The organism is Streptomyces sp. LUP30 (genome assembly GCF_001746365.1).
GTDB lineage: Bacteria > Actinomycetota > Actinomycetes > Streptomycetales > Streptomycetaceae > Streptomyces.
In genome coordinates this window covers 1-17,265 of record NZ_MJAJ01000090.1, presented here as the reverse complement: position 1 = coordinate 17,265, position 17,265 = coordinate 1, and the positions used below count along the sequence as shown (strand labels likewise).

General features: G+C 69.7%; 15 protein-coding genes. 8 read left to right on the top strand and 7 right to left on the bottom strand.

Annotated features, from left to right (window positions below; genetic code table 11):
* Window positions 1-254 precede the first annotated feature (254 nt).
* Entirely contained in the window at window positions 255-1,115 is an 861-nt protein-coding gene (locus tag BG482_RS38945; protein ID WP_069773949.1) for a fructosamine kinase family protein, read from the top strand.
* Window positions 1,116-1,166: 51 nt separating this feature from the next.
* On the opposite strand, the gene BG482_RS38940 is transcribed toward BG482_RS38945, so the two are convergent.
* Complete coding sequence (locus BG482_RS38940) at window positions 1,167-1,532, bottom strand: DUF6479 family protein (protein ID WP_069773948.1); 366 nt, start codon at window positions 1,530-1,532, stop codon at window positions 1,167-1,169.
* A 138-nt stretch (window positions 1,533-1,670) separates the two neighbouring features.
* Between BG482_RS38940 and BG482_RS38935 the strand changes: the two genes are divergently transcribed.
* Window positions 1,671-2,045 (top strand): four-helix bundle copper-binding protein, encoded by a 375-nt coding sequence (locus BG482_RS38935; protein ID WP_069773947.1) that lies wholly within the window; start codon window positions 1,671-1,673, stop codon window positions 2,043-2,045.
* A 171-nt stretch (window positions 2,046-2,216) separates the two neighbouring features.
* A complete protein-coding gene (locus tag BG482_RS38930; protein ID WP_069773946.1) occupies window positions 2,217-3,395 on the top strand; it encodes an acyl-CoA dehydrogenase family protein in 1,179 nt (392 codons plus the stop codon).
* Window positions 3,396-3,463: 68 nt separating this feature from the next.
* On the opposite strand, the gene BG482_RS46370 is transcribed toward BG482_RS38930, so the two are convergent.
* The 4 genes from BG482_RS46370 to BG482_RS44445 all read right to left on the bottom strand — a co-directional run bounded on the left by BG482_RS46370 (window position 3,464) and on the right by BG482_RS44445 (window position 8,383).
* On the bottom strand, window positions 3,464-3,766 hold the full coding sequence (locus tag BG482_RS46370) for a hypothetical protein (RefSeq protein ID WP_069773945.1): 303 nt from the start codon (window positions 3,764-3,766) through the stop codon (window positions 3,464-3,466).
* A 352-nt stretch (window positions 3,767-4,118) separates the two neighbouring features.
* Window positions 4,119-5,531: a ricin-type beta-trefoil lectin domain protein gene (locus BG482_RS38920; protein ID WP_256096612.1), complete on the bottom strand. Its 1,413-nt coding sequence runs from the start codon at window positions 5,529-5,531 to the stop codon at window positions 4,119-4,121.
* 191 nt (window positions 5,532-5,722) lie between these two features.
* Window positions 5,723-7,036 (bottom strand): RICIN domain-containing protein, encoded by a 1,314-nt coding sequence (locus tag BG482_RS38915; RefSeq protein WP_256096611.1) that lies wholly within the window; start codon window positions 7,034-7,036, stop codon window positions 5,723-5,725.
* 546 nt (window positions 7,037-7,582) lie between these two features.
* Complete coding sequence (locus BG482_RS44445) at window positions 7,583-8,383, bottom strand: transposase (protein ID WP_176741576.1); 801 nt, start codon at window positions 8,381-8,383, stop codon at window positions 7,583-7,585.
* A 649-nt stretch (window positions 8,384-9,032) separates the two neighbouring features.
* Between BG482_RS44445 and BG482_RS38905 the strand changes: the two genes are divergently transcribed.
* Both BG482_RS38905 and BG482_RS42055 read left to right on the top strand, forming a co-directional pair.
* Window positions 9,033-9,275, top strand: a complete 243-nt coding sequence (locus BG482_RS38905) for a hypothetical protein (protein WP_069773941.1) — start codon at window positions 9,033-9,035, stop codon at window positions 9,273-9,275.
* Between the two features lie 126 nt (window positions 9,276-9,401).
* On the top strand, window positions 9,402-12,095 hold the full coding sequence (locus tag BG482_RS42055; protein ID WP_079142680.1) for an RICIN domain-containing protein: 2,694 nt from the start codon (window positions 9,402-9,404) through the stop codon (window positions 12,093-12,095).
* 891 nt (window positions 12,096-12,986) lie between these two features.
* Here BG482_RS42055 and BG482_RS38895 read toward each other — a convergent pair.
* The gene (locus tag BG482_RS38895) at window positions 12,987-13,838 is read right to left on the bottom strand and encodes an oxidoreductase (RefSeq protein WP_256096610.1); all 852 of its coding nucleotides are present in this window, start codon (window positions 13,836-13,838) and stop codon (window positions 12,987-12,989) included.
* A 67-nt stretch (window positions 13,839-13,905) separates the two neighbouring features.
* A complete protein-coding gene (locus BG482_RS38890; RefSeq protein WP_256096609.1) occupies window positions 13,906-14,367 on the bottom strand; it encodes an SDR family NAD(P)-dependent oxidoreductase in 462 nt (153 codons plus the stop codon).
* Window positions 14,368-14,488: 121 nt separating this feature from the next.
* Here BG482_RS38890 and BG482_RS38885 point away from each other — a divergent pair, with 121 nt between their 5' ends.
* From BG482_RS38885 to BG482_RS38875, 3 genes are all read left to right on the top strand, one after another.
* Window positions 14,489-15,106, top strand: a complete 618-nt coding sequence (locus tag BG482_RS38885) for a TetR/AcrR family transcriptional regulator (protein ID WP_069773939.1) — start codon at window positions 14,489-14,491, stop codon at window positions 15,104-15,106.
* A 145-nt stretch (window positions 15,107-15,251) separates the two neighbouring features.
* The gene (locus BG482_RS38880) at window positions 15,252-16,097 is read left to right on the top strand and encodes an oxygenase MpaB family protein (RefSeq protein ID WP_069773938.1); all 846 of its coding nucleotides are present in this window, start codon (window positions 15,252-15,254) and stop codon (window positions 16,095-16,097) included.
* A gap of 58 nt (window positions 16,098-16,155) precedes the next feature.
* Window positions 16,156-17,265: serine/threonine-protein kinase (locus BG482_RS38875; protein ID WP_141746718.1), on the top strand; the 1,110-nt coding region annotated here is incomplete at its 3' end.

Genomic DNA, 17,265 nt, shown 5'->3' with positions numbered 1-17,265 from the left:
CGTCGCCTGGTCCGGGGCGCCGCCCCGCGCGTGAAGCCGCTCCGGCGGAGGCGGTCACCGGCGACGACGGCCGGGACGCCCGGGCGCCGGCTCCCCGGTTTCGCCGAGGTGGGAGTGCGGGCGTGCGCGTTCGTCACGGTCCGGCCCGCGCGCCGCGGGCCGTGCGCCGTGCGTAGGCTGGCCGGCGTGTCCCCGCGTCCCGTCCCGACCCGACCGGCGGCGTCCCGCTGCGCGCGCGCCGAGGAGGCCGTCGTATGACCGCGCGCGCCTCGGCTTCCGGCGCGGCGGCGGCCCGGCACACCGGGGTCTCACCCCGCCGGGAGCGGCCGCTCTCCGGGACGCTGACGGAGGTCGTCCTCGACGACGGGCACGTGGTGATGGTGAAGCGGGGCGACGGCCCCGGCGCGACCGCGGCCGAGGCGGCCGGGCTGCGCTGGCTGGCCGGCTCGGGGACCGTTCGCGTTCCGGCCGTGCGCGGACACGACGAGCGGTGGCTGGTGACCGAGCGCGTCCCGACCGGCGCGCCGAGCGCCGAAGCGGCCCGGCGACTGGGCCGTGACCTGGCGGCCCTGCACGCCTCCGGTGCTCCGGCGTTCGGCGCCGGCCCGCCCGGAGGTCCGCGGGACGCGTACGTCGGCCGGGCTCCCATGCGCAACGTGACCGGCGACGACTGGCCGCTCTGGTACGCGGAACAGAGGGTGCTGCCCTACCTCCGCTCGGCCGTGGACGCCGCCGCCCTCAGCCTGGCCGAGGCGTCCCGGATCGAGCGCCTGTGCCTGCGTCTGCCGCACCTGGCCGGGCCGCCCGAACGACCCGCCCGTCTGCACGGCGACCTGTGGAGCGGCAATGTGCTCTGGGGTGCGGACGGCGACGCCTGCGTCATCGACCCGGCCGCCCACGGCGGTCACCGGGAGACGGACCTGGCGATGCTGCGCCTGTTCGGCTGCCCGCATCTGGAAGAGGTGCTGGCCGGCTACCGGGAAGCGGCGCCGCTCGCCGACGGATGGCCCGAGTGCGTCGGACTGCACCAGCTCTTCCCTCTGCTCGTCCACGCGGTGCTGTTCGGCCGTCCGTACGCGGAGCAGGCGCTTGCGGTGGCCGAAGCGGCCCGGTGAGGGCCGCTTCGGCCACCGCGGTGAGGAGGGTACGGCCGTTCGGGGAACGGCTCAGTGGGCGCCCAGACCGCCCCCGCCGAACGAGCCGCTGCTGCCCCGGCTCCAGCGCGGACGTTTCTTGTCCGTGCTCGGCCGGGTCTGCATGTTGGTCAGTTCGTACGGGGTGAGGGGACGGCCGCCCTCCGCCGTCCGGGGCACCTCGTCGGGTTCCCGGTTCTCGCGGATCTCGTGCACGGCGCCGCCCGGCGGCAGATGCGGCTGTTCCTCGGGGCGCGGCCGTGCCGACTCGCGCGACTTGACGCGCGCGCCCAGCCAGAAGCCGCCGCCGAGCACGGCGAGGAGGGCCATGCCGACCACGAACAGCCCGAGACTGAGCAGGCCGCTCGCGGCGGCCAGCTGTTGGCTTGCGGTAGTCATACCAGGTGAATACCCATATAAAAGGTGACGAATCGTCCATAGGGGTGTGTCGGCTTCGGGGCCTCGGCGGTCTCTGCGGCTTCGGGCCTCGGCGGCCTCGGCGGGTTTGCCGCCGGGCTCCCCGGCTACCCGCCCCGTGTGACTACGACGACATCCCAACAGGAACTGTTCCGGTTCCTGGAGGACCGCTTCGCCTGCGCCCAGGCGTGCACCGAGTGCGCGCGGGCCAGTGCCCTGCGCGCGAGCCTCGTGGATCCGGACGACAGGGAACACCAGGAACTGGTGCGACGCAAGGGCATCATGTGCGCGGAGGTCTGCGACGCGACCTGTCGCGTGCTGTCCGAGGAGAGCGCTACGGACGAGGCCGGCATCCGGGCCCAGCTGGAGTGGTGCCGGACGGTCTGCCTGGAGTGCGCGCACGTCTTCGACCGCCAGCCGGGAGCCGAGGAGAGCGCGGCCGCGTGTCGCGCCTGCGCCAAGGCCTGCACCGAATTCATCGCAACGCTGCGCTGAGCAGCTGAGCAGCTGAGACATCCGGGCCGCCGGGACGGCCGGGCGGAGCAACGGCCTCGCCGCCGCCGCTCCCTTTTACGCGCTTCCCGCTCCCTCGCCATTCCCAATTTCTGGAACACGTTCTACGGTGTGCGCCGTCAGGACACCGGCCTTGGGGAGCCTGGAGGCGCCGTGCACCTCGACCACACGCCCGAGCAACTGCGGCTGCGCACCGAACTGCGGTCCTATTTCGCCGAGTTGGTCCCGGGCAACGCCTACGCGCGGCATGCCGACCCCGTCGCGGCCAAGCGTTTCTACCGCAAGACCATCCGGCGCCTCGGTGAGGACGGCTGGCTCGGCGTCGGCTGGCCGAAGGAATACGGGGGACGCGGGCTGACGCCCATCGAGCAGTTCGTCTTCTTCGACGAGGCCGCCCAGGCCGGTGTGCCGCTGCCCCTCATGGCGCTGAACACCGTCGGACCGACGATCATGCGCTACGGCACCGACGAGCAGAAGTCGTACTTCCTGCCGAAGATCCTGGCCGGCGAGATCGACTTCGCCATCGGCTACAGCGAGCCCGACGCGGGGACCGACCTGGCCGCGCTCAAGACGCGCGCGGTGCGGGAGGGCGACGAGTACGTCGTCCACGGGCAGAAGATCTGGACGACCAACGGCGACACCGCCGACTGGGTGTGGCTCGCCGTGCGCACCGATCCCGAGGCCCCGCCGCACAAGGGCATCACCATGCTCCTGGTGCCGACCACCGACCCCGGCTACTCCTGCACCGTCATCCGCACGCTCGCCTCGCACGACACCACCGCCAGCTACTACGAGAACGTCCGCGTCCCCGTCTCACGGCGGGTGGGCGCCGAGAACCAGGGCTGGCGGCTGATCACCAACCAGCTCAACCACGAACGCGTGACCCTCGCCGCGCACGGCACGATGGCGATCCGCGCGCTGCACGACGTCCAGCGCTGGGCGGGCGAGACCAAGCTCGCCGACGGCCGCCGGGTGGTCGACCTGCCCTGGGTGCGCCGACGGCTGGCCCAGACCCATGTGAAACTCGACGCGCTCAAGCTCCTGAACTGGCAGATGGTCGGCGCCCTCCAGAACGGGACCCTCACCCCGCAGGACGCCTCCGCCGTCAAGGTCTACGGCTCCGAGGCCCGCCGGGACGCCTACGGCTGGCTGATGGAGGTCGTCGCGGCGCCCGGTGCACTCCAGGAGGGCTCGGCGGGCGCCGTCCTGCACGGCGAGCTCGAACGCGGCTACCGTTCCGCCGTGATCTTCACCTTCGGCGGCGGCAACAACGAGATCCAGCGGGAGATCATTTCCTGGATCGGCCTGGGGATGCCACGGGTACGGCGCTAGCCCGCTGTGACGAGGATTTTTAGTTGGTGCAAAAGAGGGATGGTTGGCACCAAGATCGGTGTCCATTCTCAGAGGTGATGGCGCATCATCTCGAGGCTCGTGGCTCGGACAGCGTTCGATCGATTCCGGGGATACGGTACGCCGAGGTTCATGCCGCTGTCGGTGATGATCGGCTGCTGCTGCTGCCAGGCGAGAGTCATCCGCGCGCCTACTGCCGCTCGTGCCGTGGCCACGAGGGCCGCGTAGGTGCCCGCGACGGCCGATGCCTCGATCTGGAGCCACACCTGGCCCCGGCCCCCGTTGCGGGAATTGCCGCTGCCCCCGGCCAGCAGCTTCGTGCTTCTCGTAGCCGAGGTGATCGGTAATCTCACCTTCCAGGGAAGGTCCCAAGACCCGCTTGGTCAGCTGTTGCAGCAGCCCACCCTGCCCGCTCCACCAGCATCGCGACCACTACTCGTCGGGCATGGGCACAGGCTGTCCGGACTGGGTACTCTCGACAGGCTCTATGGTCTCCAACTCCACGGCGGCGTCCGTCACTTGGCGCCTCTCCATGGTTGTCGGATCCGCCGTCAGATTTACACTCCCCGCACGGGCGTGCGGCTCACCGGGCGAGGATCAAGCTGACCATGGACAAGTCTGCGCGGTATGCGTTCATCGCCTGCCACGTACCGGCGCCGGTTGAAGCGCTCGCCGTTGGTACGCGGCAGGCGATGCGGGTGGTGGTCAACCGGCGGCCACGATCCGCCACCGCTGGTTCGTGCTGTTGCTGTCACTCCACTGGCCCAGATCAGATCCATTGCCGGTGCGGCCCATGCCGTCGATGTACTTGCCGGTGGTGCGGTTCTTGATGCGCACGTTGTCGGCGTCGGTCAGCACCGACCACTGCTGGCTCGTGCTGTTGCTGTCACCGTATTGGGTGACCGCGGATCCGTCCGAGGTGTGGCCCGCCCCGTCCAGGTACAGGCCGGTTGCCCGGTTCTTGATGCGCACGTAGGATCCATCGTTCTCGACGATCCACTGCTGCTCGTCCCGGTTGCTGCTGCCGCCGGCTTCGCCGACGGTGGCCCCACTGGCCGTGCGGCCCTCTCCGTCGATGTACAGGCCGGTGGCGGCGTTGGTGATCCGCACGTATGTGCCGCCGCCGTTGCCGATCCCCCAGGCGTACTGCAGGCGGGTCAGTCCCGAGGCGTTCACCAGAGACAGCTTGATGCCCGAGCCGGTGCCGCTCTTGCTGGTCATGCTGTACCAGTCGCCGTCGCGCAGACCCGGCCAGTAGACGCTCCCCATGCCGAGGCTGCGCAGTTCGCTACTGACACCCCGGACGTAGTCGGCGAAGAACGAGCCACTGGGAATGCTGTAGTCGATGGTGTTGTAGTGGACGCCGTTCTTGCTGCCCGGGCCCATCGGGCCGCCCCACTCGGTGGCGATCGTACGGGCGGCGTATCCGCCGATGTAGCCGGCGAGGTGGTTCGCCCACTCGGTCTCGCCCTCGTATCCCGCGAAGAACGAGTAGTCGTGCACCGCCAGGAAAGTGCCGTCCAAGCGGCTGTCGCGTCCAACTGCCGCGACGTCCTGGGCCAGCCCGGCGCCGTCGAGGATCACCCTGGAGCGCGGTACGGAGGGGTACCTGGCCAACCAGCCGCTGTACATGTCGTCCAGGCTGGTCGTGCTGTAACCGTACGGCTCGTTGACGACCTCGAAGTAGGCCTTGGGGTTGGAGCCGTACTTCTGTACGACCTTGTCCCACATCTGGTTGAACCCGGCGGTGCTCGCCGGCTTGCCGCCGGTGTACGCCCAGTAGGCGAGGATCACGTTTCCCTTGGTGAGGGCCGTGTCGATCGCCCCGGTGTAGGTGTTCCAGTAGCCGGCGACAGTGGGCTCGTTGACAGGCATGCGCACGGTGTTGGCGCCCGTCGCCGCGTACATCTGGCCAACAACCTGGTCCGCCACGGCGGAAGCCGATGAGTAGGTGTCCGACGCGCCGAGCCCGGACGGGTACAGTACGCCGTTGACGAAGTTGTCTCTCTGGTCGGCCCAGTTCACTCCTCTGAACTGCGATGTGGAAGCGTGTGCCTGGTTCGGACCGGCCGCCAGAATTCCTGCGGCGAGTGCGAACACCGCCAGCAGTCTGGTCATCGTGGCCGGCTTTCCACGTGTGTTGTCGATCGGGTTTCCCATCGGTTCTCCCTTCTGCGCGTGTAGTCCCTTCGCAGGCTCGCCGCGGGTCTGCGTCGGGTCTGCGTCGGGCTGATCGTCGCGGCCACCAAGGAGGCCGGCCCGGCGACGATCGACCCGTCGGGACCGTCGTAATGTTGGCCGCCGAGAAGTCACTCAGCCGGAACCCGCGAAAGCGCGCGTTGTCGAAGCACGGCCGCGGGTCCCTGCCGGTCTTGGGTCCTGATGCCTTCAGGGAACTTGCCCCAGCCATTCGGTTGCCCGGGTGAAGCGGCGCCGCCCATCCGGCTTCCGAGTGTCCAGTGCTGGTTGGCCCCACCGTTGCAGGTCCACAGTTCGACCAAGGCGCCGTTCGCGGTGGCTCCGCCGGCTACGTCCAGGCACAGCCCGGACTGTGCCCCGGTGATCGTGCCGTTCGCGTTCACATTCCACTGCTGGTTCGACCCGCCGTTGCATGGCCAGATCTGCACCTTCGTACCCGGACCGGCGCCCTGCGCGTCGGCGTCCAAGCACATGGTCGAGCTACCGCTGTACACCGTCAGCCGACCGGAGGAAGTACGCGACCACAACTGGTTGGCCCCGCCGTCGCAGGTGTGAATCTGCACCTGCGTGCCCGCTGTCGTGCGCTGATCCGGTACGTCCAGGCACTTGCCCGCACCCACGGCGTGGACAGGCTCACCGCCGGCAGGCGTCGGCGGCGGCGTCGGGCCGCTCGGGGGCACGTAGGGGCACTTCGGCTGGTAGACCGAGACGGTGGAGGGGTCCGGCAGGGCCGGGCAGAGGAACTGCGTGTAGCGGGTGTCGTTGTCCACGAACACCTTCAGCCACGGGATCAGCAGCTTCATCTCCACGTTGTTCGGACGGGTGTAGTACACGTGGTCCGCTCCGGCGATCTGGGCGAAACCGCTCTGCGTGGTGCCCGGCAGCGTGGCGTACAGACCGCTGAGATACGACGGGGTGACGACCGTGTCGTTCTGGCCGCCGATGACCAGACTCGGCACCCTGTCGGTGGCCATGCTCAGGCCGTTGCCGGGGAACCCCGGAGCAAGGCCGATCATCGCCTTCAGCGACGGCTGGCGTTCCGCCGCGATGATCGCTCCGGCTCCGCCTGCGGAGTGCCCCAGTACGGACAGCCGATTCGGGTCGATCTCCGCCCTGACCGGGCTCTGCGTGGTCAGCCACTTCAGCCCCGCCAGCAGTTCGGCGGCCCGGGCGTCGGCCCCGTCGGTACGGCTGTTGGTCTCGATGCAGATCACCACGAACCCGAACGAGGAGAGCCACGGCCCCATCCACGCCTCCTCGTCGGCGCACCGCGCCGTGTACCCCGGCACGATCGCCAACGCTCCCCACGTGCCCAGACTGGTGTCCGTCGGGTAGTGGACCACTCCGCCGTTGAACCCGTTGCCCGGCGCCACACCCATATGCGCCGTGGCGAACGGACCGCGCGACGCCTCGATACCGGTCACGGTGGGATCAGGGCCGCGCTGGTACGGATTGCTCTGGGCGGCCAGCGGCGCGGCGGCGCCTGACGCCGGCAGGGCTGACGCCGGTGCCGCCAAGAACATCGAAGCGAGGACCGCCGCGCCGGCTGCCACCGCCGCCATCCACGACCGCCACCGCCTCGTTCCCGCCCTCCCCGCTTCGGCGTGTCCTGGCGTTGATCTCGACATCGGCATGGTGAACCTCCCGATGGGAAGAGCGAGAGTGCCTGAATGGTGGCGTGCGCAATGAAGTGAGATCAGACCAAGCACTTCAGTGATGGGATGTATGGCGCGCTGTGTCCACTGCGGGGTGAAGATGCCATATCAATGCGTCGACTTCAATGGACTGTTCACGCTCGCAGTGAAACGAGGAAGGCGATCAGGACAGTCGATCTGCCCCACGGAGATCCCATGTCATGACCGATGGTGCCCTGGGAGCACCGTCACTGAGCCGCGGCCGCAGCACCGCCCTTGCGGGCGTGCCGAACGGCTCGATGTGAACGTCAGGCGGGCGTCGTGAGGCGCCGCAGGTCAGCATCGCCCCGTACCGCAACGTGGTGTTCCGGCCCCCCCGATCGAGAACAGCCTTGCCGGACTGCAACCGGCTGCCACCGGTAACCGGCCGAAACCCCGCACTCCAATGTCACGGCCAATAGTGACCGTCTGCGCAGGGAACTCGCGGAGATCAGGTTCGGCACCACGGCCGACCTCGATTACCTCAACGCTGCCGATCGGCGTGAACGAGCCGCACGCGGCACCAAGGCAGTCGCGTAGCACGTGCAGGGTCATTGCGTGATCGAGATCTGTCCGGGTCCGTGACGTGCGGCCGAGGCCTTGCGGGGGCCGGCGGCAGTCGCGGCCGGTGTGGCGGAGGGCGGCGGCGATGTTGGTTTGGCCGCCCTGGCGGAAGACGGAAATGGCGACGTTGCGAAGGGAGGCCATGGCGCGGGGCAGGGTGCCGGTGCGGATCTTGGAACCGTCCTCGCGGAACGTGCGGTCCCGGACGTGGTGCAGGTGGTTTTCGATGCCCCGGTGGACTCTGATCCAGGTGGCGAGTTCAGTGCAGGTGGCGTCGAAGACGCTCAGGCCGGTGATCAGGTAGACGCGCTCGACGGTCAGCTTCCTGGTGCTCAAGTCGTGTTGCCACCGCACCACTTGGATCGCCTGCCGGGCGATGGACCTGCCGGTCGCGCCCAACAACGTCAACAACGCCCGCTTGAGGTCGAGCGGCTGACCGACCGCGGGATCCTGACCGAGACCGAGGAGGGTTTGTTCACCCAGCCTTGACCGTAGTGGACCGACGTCACCACGACCTGCCCGCTTGTCCCGCACGACATGAAGAACCGGACACCAAGCCTCACACCGCCCTCTCGTAGCCATGGATGCTCCGGCCGAACTCAGCGCGGTACTGAGCGCGTTCCTCGCCCGTTAGGGCGCGTACGGGCGAGGACGTGCTCACCGCCCCGGACATGCCGCTGAGCGAGCGTCAAGCCGCGATGAGTCGAACTCATTTGGCACCTCTGTCGCCCATTAGGTAAAACAGTCGCCGTCTGGACGCCGATCGGTCCACCGCGGCGAAGATCTTGGAACAGGCACATCTGTTGCCCTTGACGTCGATCGTGGCTGAGCGCTGTCATTGGTAACCGGGAACGACCGCAGGGCTGCGGAGGTCGAAACCGGTTCGCGTTGTCGGCCGAGGCTTGACCGGCCGGACCGGTACCACTGATGAGTCAGACGTATCCTGGGCCACTAGCTCGTCCGGCTCCGGCCGGCGGGCGCCACAACGTAGTGGAGTATCTGATGGCAGCCGACGGCTGTGTTCGGTGTGGCGGAACGGCGACGGAGCCGCGGACGCGTCGTGTCGCCGGCGGCAGCCCTTCCTGCTGCCACCGGGTCATCCCGTGAACACACCGCCCGCAGGCCGTGAACACACCGCCCGCAGCCGGAGACCGGGCTGCGGCACGCACCGCCACACAAGGCCGTGGCCGATCAGCCGGCCACGCTGCCCGTCATCCTCCCTGACGACGTCGTGGGCGGCCGGGTCGCCGCGCGCACCCCGCACCTCGACCTGGGCACCCACCCACCGCTGTATCGCACACCCTTCGACATGCAGCCGCAGGCACCACCGTCTGTGCTCGGAGAACGACGAAGCCTCCCGCGCCGGAGGCTGCCCCAGCAGAACCGGATCGTGGTGACGAGCCGGAACTCGTTCACCGACCGGTAGCCGTGCGACGTCCCGCACTGCGACAACACCTCATCGACCTCGGGCGCGCACCTCGGCCGGGTCGCACCGTGAACAGCACGAAGAAAGCAGCGTGACCCCCCACCCTTCAACGAAGGAGCTCGCGGCATGCGACAACACATTCGGCTGCGGAGCCGTCGACGCTTCATGCCGGTGATGGCGGCCGCCGCGGTGCTGCTCACCGCTGTAGTGGGCATGCACCCGGCCACGGCGGCAGGTCCGCGGCCCACGGCGTCCACGGCGGCCGTCCCCGCCGCGTCGGCGGCGGACGTCAACGGCTTCACCGCGGGCAACGCCGCGATCGCCTCGACCGACCTGGCCGGCACGTGGGGGTTCACCCCGGCGGGCCGGTCGGCGACGTCGATCACCGTGCCGGGCGGCGGCTGGTACAAGCAGGGCTTCACCGATGTGAACGAGGCGGTGTACTCCCGCACCATCACCGTGCCGGACTCCGGGCAGCCGCAGTCCACGTGGATCGAGTTCGGCGCGGTGAACCACCAGGCGACCCTGTCGGTCGACGGGCGGACGGTGGCGACCAGGACCACCGCCTTCACGCCGTCGAACTTCGACATCAGCGCGTACGCGGCACCGGGTACCACGCACACCATCACGGTCGATGTGAAGGGCAGGGGGGCCCTGAAGAACCCCGCGAACGGCAGGTATCTGGTGCCCGACGCGGCCGACTGGGCCGAGGCCGTGCCGCAGGGCATCTTCCGTTCGGCGTTCCTGCGCGTGTATCCGGCGGTGTACGTCAGTGACACGTTCATCCGCACGTCCGTGGCCAATCAGACCCTCACCTACGACGCGTCGGTGACCAACGCCTCCGGCGCCGCGCGGACGGTGACGCTGACCGGTTCGCTCGCATCGGACAACGCCACGTCGTTCAACTACCCGGCGCTGCCGAGCAGCACGGTGACCGTGGCCGCCCACTCGACCGTCAAGGTGACGGTCGGGCCGGTGGCGTGGAACTTGGGCTCCTCCTCGTACTGGTGGCCCAACGTCCCCTACCGGCAGGGGTATCGCGCCCAACTGCACCGCCTGACGGTCCACGCGGCGACCGACGACGGCCGCACCAGCGACTCGACCTACCGCTTCGGATTCCGGGAGAGCAACCAGAACGGCGAGTACTACTACCTCAACGGCGTGCGGGTGAACTTCCGCGGCGACAACCTCCAGGGCGCGGACTTCGACCGCATCGACAGCGGCGGCAAGGGTGACGCCTACGACACCCTGCCCGGCTTCCTCGCGCCCTCCTCGGGCAACGGCGGCTGGCCGCAGGCGGTCGACAACTACCAGCGGCTGAACTACAACGTGGTCCGCATTCATCAGGAGCCGGCCAGCCCCTACATGCTCGACGTGGCCGACGAGATGGGCCTGATGATCATCGACGAGACCGGCATCCGCGGCTCCAACAGCCTTCAGGACTTCGTCGCCGGGCACGACAACATGGTCGACCACGCCCGCGCGCTGACCCTGCGCGACCGCAACCACCCGGCGATCATCCGCTGGAGCCAGAGCAACGAGCCCGGCAGCAGCGGTATGGACTCGGAGCAGTTCGAGAAGGACCTGTACGCGGCGATGAACGGCAACGACGGCACCCGGCCGGTCAGCGTCGACGCGTGGGTCGGCGCTCCGGCCAACCCCTACCCCACCATGACGTACGCCAACTTCGATGTCTTCGGGCACTACTTGGACGGCTTCGGCGCCTACGGCGAGAAGGTCGTGTCGGTGCCCGGCCGGCCCGACGGCGAGGGCGAGTACATCTGGCCGAAGTGCAACACCAAGCAGGGCTTCGAGTGGTTCGCCACCACGATGGTGGCCAAGCGCGGCAAGGACGCCAGCGACTTGCGCCCCTACACCCTGCTGTCCGCCTGGGCGGGCGTCATACCCGGCGTCCGCACCACCGACTTCACCCCCGAAGAGGGCGGCCATCCCGTCTACGGCGCCGACAACCTCTCCGACCCGTGGAACAATCCGCAGTTCCAGCGGGTGCAGGCCGCGTTCAACCCCGTGGCCGCGATCGACCTGCCTTACTGGTCGGCCTCCGGTGTGTCGGACTCCAACGGCACCTTCCCGCTCCCGCAAGCGGTCCCCGGATACGCCGCCGACAGCACCGTGAACCGTACGATCTCGGTGTTCAACGACGACTTCACCGGCACCGCCGTGGGCTTCGCCTGGAGCGCCCACCTCGACAGCGCCACCGGCCCGGTGATCGCCTCCGGGAACACCACCCTCACCGTCCCGCTCGGCTCGAAGGCGACGCAGACCGTGTCGTTCACCGCGCCGTCCACCGGCTCACGGGTCTACCTCGTCCTGTCGACCAGCAAAGCCGGAACGACCGTGTTCAGCGACGCGGTCGAGTACTTCACCCTGGGCAGCTCCACGAGCCCCGCGCCGGGCACCTACCGGATCGTCAACCGCAACAGTGGCAAGCCGCTGGCCATCGCCGGCAACTCCACCGCCGACGGCGCCAAGGCCGTCCAGCAGACCGGCGGCGGGACCTGGACCCTCAGCGCCTCGGGCAGCGCCTTCACCCTGCGCTACAACCCCACCGGCAAGGTGCTCGACGTCAACGGCTTCTCCTCGACCGCAGGTCTCCAGCTCCAGCAGTGGACCGCCACCGGCGGCACCAACCAGCAGTGGTACGTGCGGCCCACCGGCGACGGGTACTTCACCATCGTCAGCCACGACAGCGGCCTGGCGGCCGATGTGAACGGCCAGTCGAAGAACGACGGAGCCGCCGTCGTGCAGTGGACCGCCAACAACGGCGCCAACCAGCAATGGCAGCTGACACCGGCCTGAGCCGGCGGTCCGTCTGTCGGATGTGCCGCCACCTCCCCGTGGCGGCACATCCGGGCGTGCGGACATCCCGGGGGGCACACACATGGGACGCCACTGCGTCGTCTGCCACCCGGCTCCGGCCCGGATGACGGCCCCGGCACAGCAGGTCGTGAATGGTCTGGTCGGTAGCGTCATCGCGCCAGGTGTAGAAGTAGTACTTCACCGCGCCGGGCCGGCGGGAAGTCGTGCGGGAGCAGGTCCCACTGGCAGCCGGGCGGCCCTGGCAGAGCAGTGCGTTGACGACCTCCCGCATCGCGTACCGTCCCTGATGGCCGCTGACCGACGGTTGCGCGGCCTCCCACGCGGTAGTCACCGGCTCGACCAGCGCCCACTGCTCATCGGACAAGTCGGTGTTGTAGGGCTTGCGCCGCTCACGGCGACCAGCCCAGCACGCCCATGGCCGCCGACCGGCCCGGATACCGTCCTGCCACACGCTCAGGTGACGACAAGACACCTACACACTTTGGCCCGGCGCGGCGTTCACGGTCGGTTTGACGGTGATGCCAATGCGCTGATCAGTGAGAGCCAGTTGCTCAGCCCGGCCGCGTCGGTGGTCCCGCACCGGAAGCCGACATGCCCGTCAGGGCGGACCGCTGACAGACCACGGCCGGGGCTGTTCCTCAGCCGGAGGACGCTGACTTGGGGACCGAACACGACGTCGCTGAAGCTACTTGGCATCAGTGCAGGTCACGAGCGTTGCCTTGTGTCAACTGTCGATCCTGGTCATACCGCCTGTGGCGCTGCTTCGTTGCTCCGGGTGCGGCCTGCCGGTCTTCGCGTCGGTGCTGACATGGTCGTGTCCTTCACGGATCCCTTCCGGGATCAGCTGGGTTCCGATGGTTCGGACGGGGGTCAGATGCCGAAGGCGCGGCGGATGACGAAGTCGAAGGCGCGGTCCGGGAGCAGTCGGCGCAGGGACATCATGGGGGCGGCGCCGAAGCCGACCCGGTAACGGGTGCGCGGGCGGCGGGCTCCTGCGGCCTTGACGATGGTCTTGCCGATGACCGACGGAGCGGAGGTCATCTTCGCGTCGGGCTGCGAGCTGGCGGCGAGGGTCGTGGCGACGCCTTCGGCCAGGTTGGCGTACGCGCCCTTGCTGGAGGTCTCCTTGAGCGTCTCGGCGGCGATGGCACCCCATTCGGTGCGGATCGAGCCGGGCTCGACGACCACGACGTTGATCCCGAACTGCTTGGTCTCCATGCGCAGGGCGTCGCTGAGCGCCTCGACGGCGTACTTGCTGGCGTGGTACCAACCGCCCAGCGGTGTGACCAGCTTGCCGCCCATGGAGCTGATGTTGATGATCGTGCCGCTGCGCCGGGCCCGCATGTGGGGCAGCACGAGCTGGGTCAGGTGGGCCAGGCCGAAGACGTTGACCTCGATCTGGGCGCGGGCTTCGGCCAGGGGGACGTCTTCGAGGGACCCGTAGGAGCCGTAGCCGGCGTTGTTGACCAGGACGTCGATGCGGCCCGACTCGTGGATGATGGTGTCGATCGCCTTGCGGATGGAGTCCTCGTCGGTGACGTCGAGGCTGAGGACGCGCACGCCCGCGTCGCGCAGCGCGGTCATCCGCTCGATACGCCGTGCGGCGCCGTAGACGGTGTGACCCGCTTCCCGCAGGCGGAGAGCGGTGTCGGCGCCGATGCCGGAGGAGGCGCCGGTGACGAGTGCGATCTTGGTGTTGCCGGACATGTCGTTGCCTTTCATTCGCTTGATCTTGGTGTCTTGGTGTCTCGGGTGTTCTCGGCAGGCGCCGTGAGGTGCTGAGGCCGGATCAGCGGCCCTCGGCCAGAGCGGAGATGGCCGCGGTGTACCTCCTCCAGGTCTGAAGGCGCGAGGCGTAGACCTGCTCGGAGATCGCGAGGGGCGCACTGCGGAAGAAGACCCGCAGCGGCGGCTCGGCGGCGTCCGTGACCGTGAGGATCGCGGCGCCCACGTGGGCGGGGTCGTACTGCGGCATGTCCGCGGCGGCCGAGACCATGGCCTGCCGCACCGGCTGGTACGCCGGCTTGCCCTCGGCCCGCATCGCGCTCGCGCCGCCCCAGTCCGTGCCGCAGGAGCCGGGCTCGACGAGGGTCACCTTGACGCCGAAGCCGGCGACCTCCTGGGCGAGTGACTCGCTGAACGCCTCCAGTCCCCACTTGCCGGCGTGGTAGACGACCAGCAGCGGGCCACCTCGCGGTCGGTCACGTCCAGCGCCGGCGGAAGTACGGCAGCCCCGCCCGTGATGCACCACGTCCTGCTCACGTCGATCGAGTCCTTCCGCCGTGGCCGGGGCGATCCCCGGCAGCCATCACACGATGACAAACATGTCATCGAGTGTCAACTATGGCTGTGAGTGATACGCTGAGACGGTGATGGAGAAGACGAAGTCCGGACTGAGGGAGCGCACGCGGCAGGCGGTACGACGCGAGATCACGGAGGCCGCCAACGCGCTGTTCGTCGAGCGCGGCTACGAGGCGACGACGATCGACGACATCGCCGAGGCGGTGGGAATGTCGAAACGGAGCGTGTTCCGGTACTTCCCCACCAAGGAGGACCTGGTGGTCGGCAAGGTCGACTATCTGGCCGAGGAAATGCTCCAGGGGCTGCGTGCCCGCCCGGCCGGTGAGCCCGTCTGGCAGTCGCTGCGCGCGATCTTCGATCTGTTGGTGCCGCACGTCGACGGCCTCGACAAGGACTCCGTCGCCGCGCCGATCCAGCGGGTCATCTTCCATACGCCGAACCTGCTCGGCAGCTATCTGGAGAAGCAGCAGCAGATGCAGGAGGTGGTGGTCGCAGCGCTGAGCGAACGCGCCGAAGCGGCCGGAACCCCCTGCCCGCCCGAGGACCCGACCCTGCGGGCGATCACCGCGGCCGCGTTCGGCTGCCTCGTCGCCGCACAGCAGGCCTGGCTCGAAAGCGGCTCCAGCGGCACCTTCGCGGCGGCCGTCGACAAGGCGATGGCCGCCGTGGCACCGCAGGATCAGCAGTGACTGAGGCGATACGTCCGTCGCCCCGGTCCTGTCCGAGCCGGCTTGACACCGCATCCTCCGGCTCCGGCTGCTGAAGCTGCTGGGCATCAGTGCAGTTCGTGACGGTGGGCTGGTGCCGACCGGCGAGTCCGGTCACACTTCCGGTATGACGGCCGACCCGGGGCTGTTCGGCCCGACGAGCGTGACCTGGCAGGCGCACGGCGACCCGATGATGTGGGTCGCCGGGATCCGGGCGCTCTACCTCCAGGCGCTGCACCCGCGAGCCGTGCGCGGCGTCATGCAGAACTCCGACTTCCGGCGCGACGCGTGGGGCCGGCTGATGCGCACCGCCGACTTCGTCGGCACCACCACCTACGGCACCGCCGAGGCCGCCGAGAAAGCGGGCGCCCGCGTCCGCCGGATCCACCGTCTGCTCGCCGCGACCGACCCGGACACCGGGGAGCGCTACGGGGTCGACGAACCCGCACTGCTGCTGTGGGTGCACTGCGCCGAGATCGACTCCTATCTGCACGTCCTGCGGCGTTCCGGCTACCCGCTCTCCGACGCGGCCGCCGACCGCTACATCGGCGAACACCGCGTCAGCGCCCGCCTGGTGGGGCTCGACCCGGACAGCGTGCCCGGCGACCGGGCCGCCATGGGGGCCTACTTCGAGAAGGTGCGCCCCGAACTCGCCGCCGGATCCGAGGCCCGCGCGGTGGACGACTTCCTGCTCCGGCCGCCGACCCACCCGTTGCTCGTCCCGGCGCGCTCTCTGCTGTGGCGGCGGGTGGCGCATCTGGCGTACGCCTCGCTGCCCCCCTACGCCCATGAGCTGTACGGCAGGCGTGCCCCCGAACCCGCCACCGTCACCCGGCGGTTGCGTGCCGCCGGCGCCGTGCTGCGCTGTGTTCCCGCACGTCTGCGCTGGCAGCTCCCGCCCAAGCACATCCTGCGGGCCATGGCCAGGCTCGGTCCCGAAGCCCGTCCGGCACCGTACAAAGTCCGGCCATAGGCCGCCATACTGGACGAGCCGGTGATGGCCGGGAAGCGACGGGGGCGGCGGCGGCACTATGGCGGAGAGCAGGCTGATCCAGGGCCGGTACCGGCTGCTCGAACTCATCGGGCGCGGCGGGATGGGCGAGGTGTGGCGGGCGCGCGACGAGTCCCTGGGCCGCCAGGTGGCCGTGAAGTGTCTCAAACGGGCCGGACCGCACCACGATCCGTCGTCCGGGCGGATCCTGCGCGAGCGGTTCCGGCGCGAGGGCCGGGTGGCGGCCGGGCTCCAGCATCGCGGGGTGACCGTCGTCCACGACTTCGGCGACAGCGACGGCGTCCTCTTCCTCGTCATGGAACTCCTGGACGGCAGCAACCTGTGCCGGCTTCTGGACGACAACGGGCGCCGGCCGCTGCCCGTGCCCGAGGTCGTCGAGATCGCCGACCAGGTCGCCGCGGCCCTCGCCTACACCCATCGGCAGGGCGTCGTGCACCGTGACCTCAAGCCGGCCAACATCGTGCGCCTGGCCGAGGGCACGGTGAAGATCTGCGACTTCGGCATCGCCCGCCTCGGTCACGACATCGGCGTCTCCTCGCGGCTCACCGGCACCGGCATCGCCCTGGGCACCCCGCACTACATGTCGCCGGAGCAGATCGGCGGGGAGGAGGTCGACCGGCGCAGCGACCTGTACTCGCTGGGGTGCGTGCTGTACGAGATCGCCACCGGCGCCCCGCCGTTCGACCTGGACGACCGCTGGGCCGTCCTCGTCGCTCACCGCGACACCCCGCCGCGCCCGCCGCGCGAGCACCGGCCCGATCTGCCCGACCACCTCGACCGGATCATCCTGGACCTGCTGGCCAAACGGCCCGACCAACGTCCCTACGACGCCCGCGAGATCGTCCGGCGCATCGCCGCGGGTCGCACCACGCCGGTGTACGTGCCGACCGTGGTGGCCCCCCGGCCCGAGCCGCGGCCGCCGGGGCCCGCGGGCCGCGAGCCACGGCTCCCGTCCTGGACGCGGGGTATGACCACGGGCCGCAAGGCGGCCGGCGCCGCGCCGCGGGCGGCTTCCGCCCGAGCCGCGGCCGCCGGGGCCCGCGGGCCGCGAGCCACGGCTCCCGTCCTGGACGCGGGGTATGACCACGGGCCGCAAGGCGGCCGGCGCCGCGCCGCGGGCGGCTTCCGC

Coding starts and splice junctions, on each gene's coding strand:
- BG482_RS38945 (WP_069773949.1), top strand. CDS start 255: ATGACCGCGCGCGCCTCGGCTTCCGGCGCGGCGGCGGCCCGGCACACC.
- BG482_RS38940 (WP_069773948.1), bottom strand. CDS start 1,532: ATGACTACCGCAAGCCAACAGCTGGCCGCCGCGAGCGGCCTGCTCAGT.
- BG482_RS38920 (WP_256096612.1), bottom strand. CDS start 5,531: ATGACCAGACTGCTGGCGGTGTTCGCACTCGCCGCAGGAATTCTGGCG.
- BG482_RS42055 (WP_079142680.1), top strand. CDS start 9,402: ATGCGACAACACATTCGGCTGCGGAGCCGTCGACGCTTCATGCCGGTG.
- BG482_RS38895 (WP_256096610.1), bottom strand. CDS start 13,838: ATGAAAGGCAACGACATGTCCGGCAACACCAAGATCGCACTCGTCACC.
- BG482_RS38885 (WP_069773939.1), top strand. CDS start 14,489: ATGGAGAAGACGAAGTCCGGACTGAGGGAGCGCACGCGGCAGGCGGTA.
- BG482_RS38880 (WP_069773938.1), top strand. CDS start 15,252: ATGACGGCCGACCCGGGGCTGTTCGGCCCGACGAGCGTGACCTGGCAG.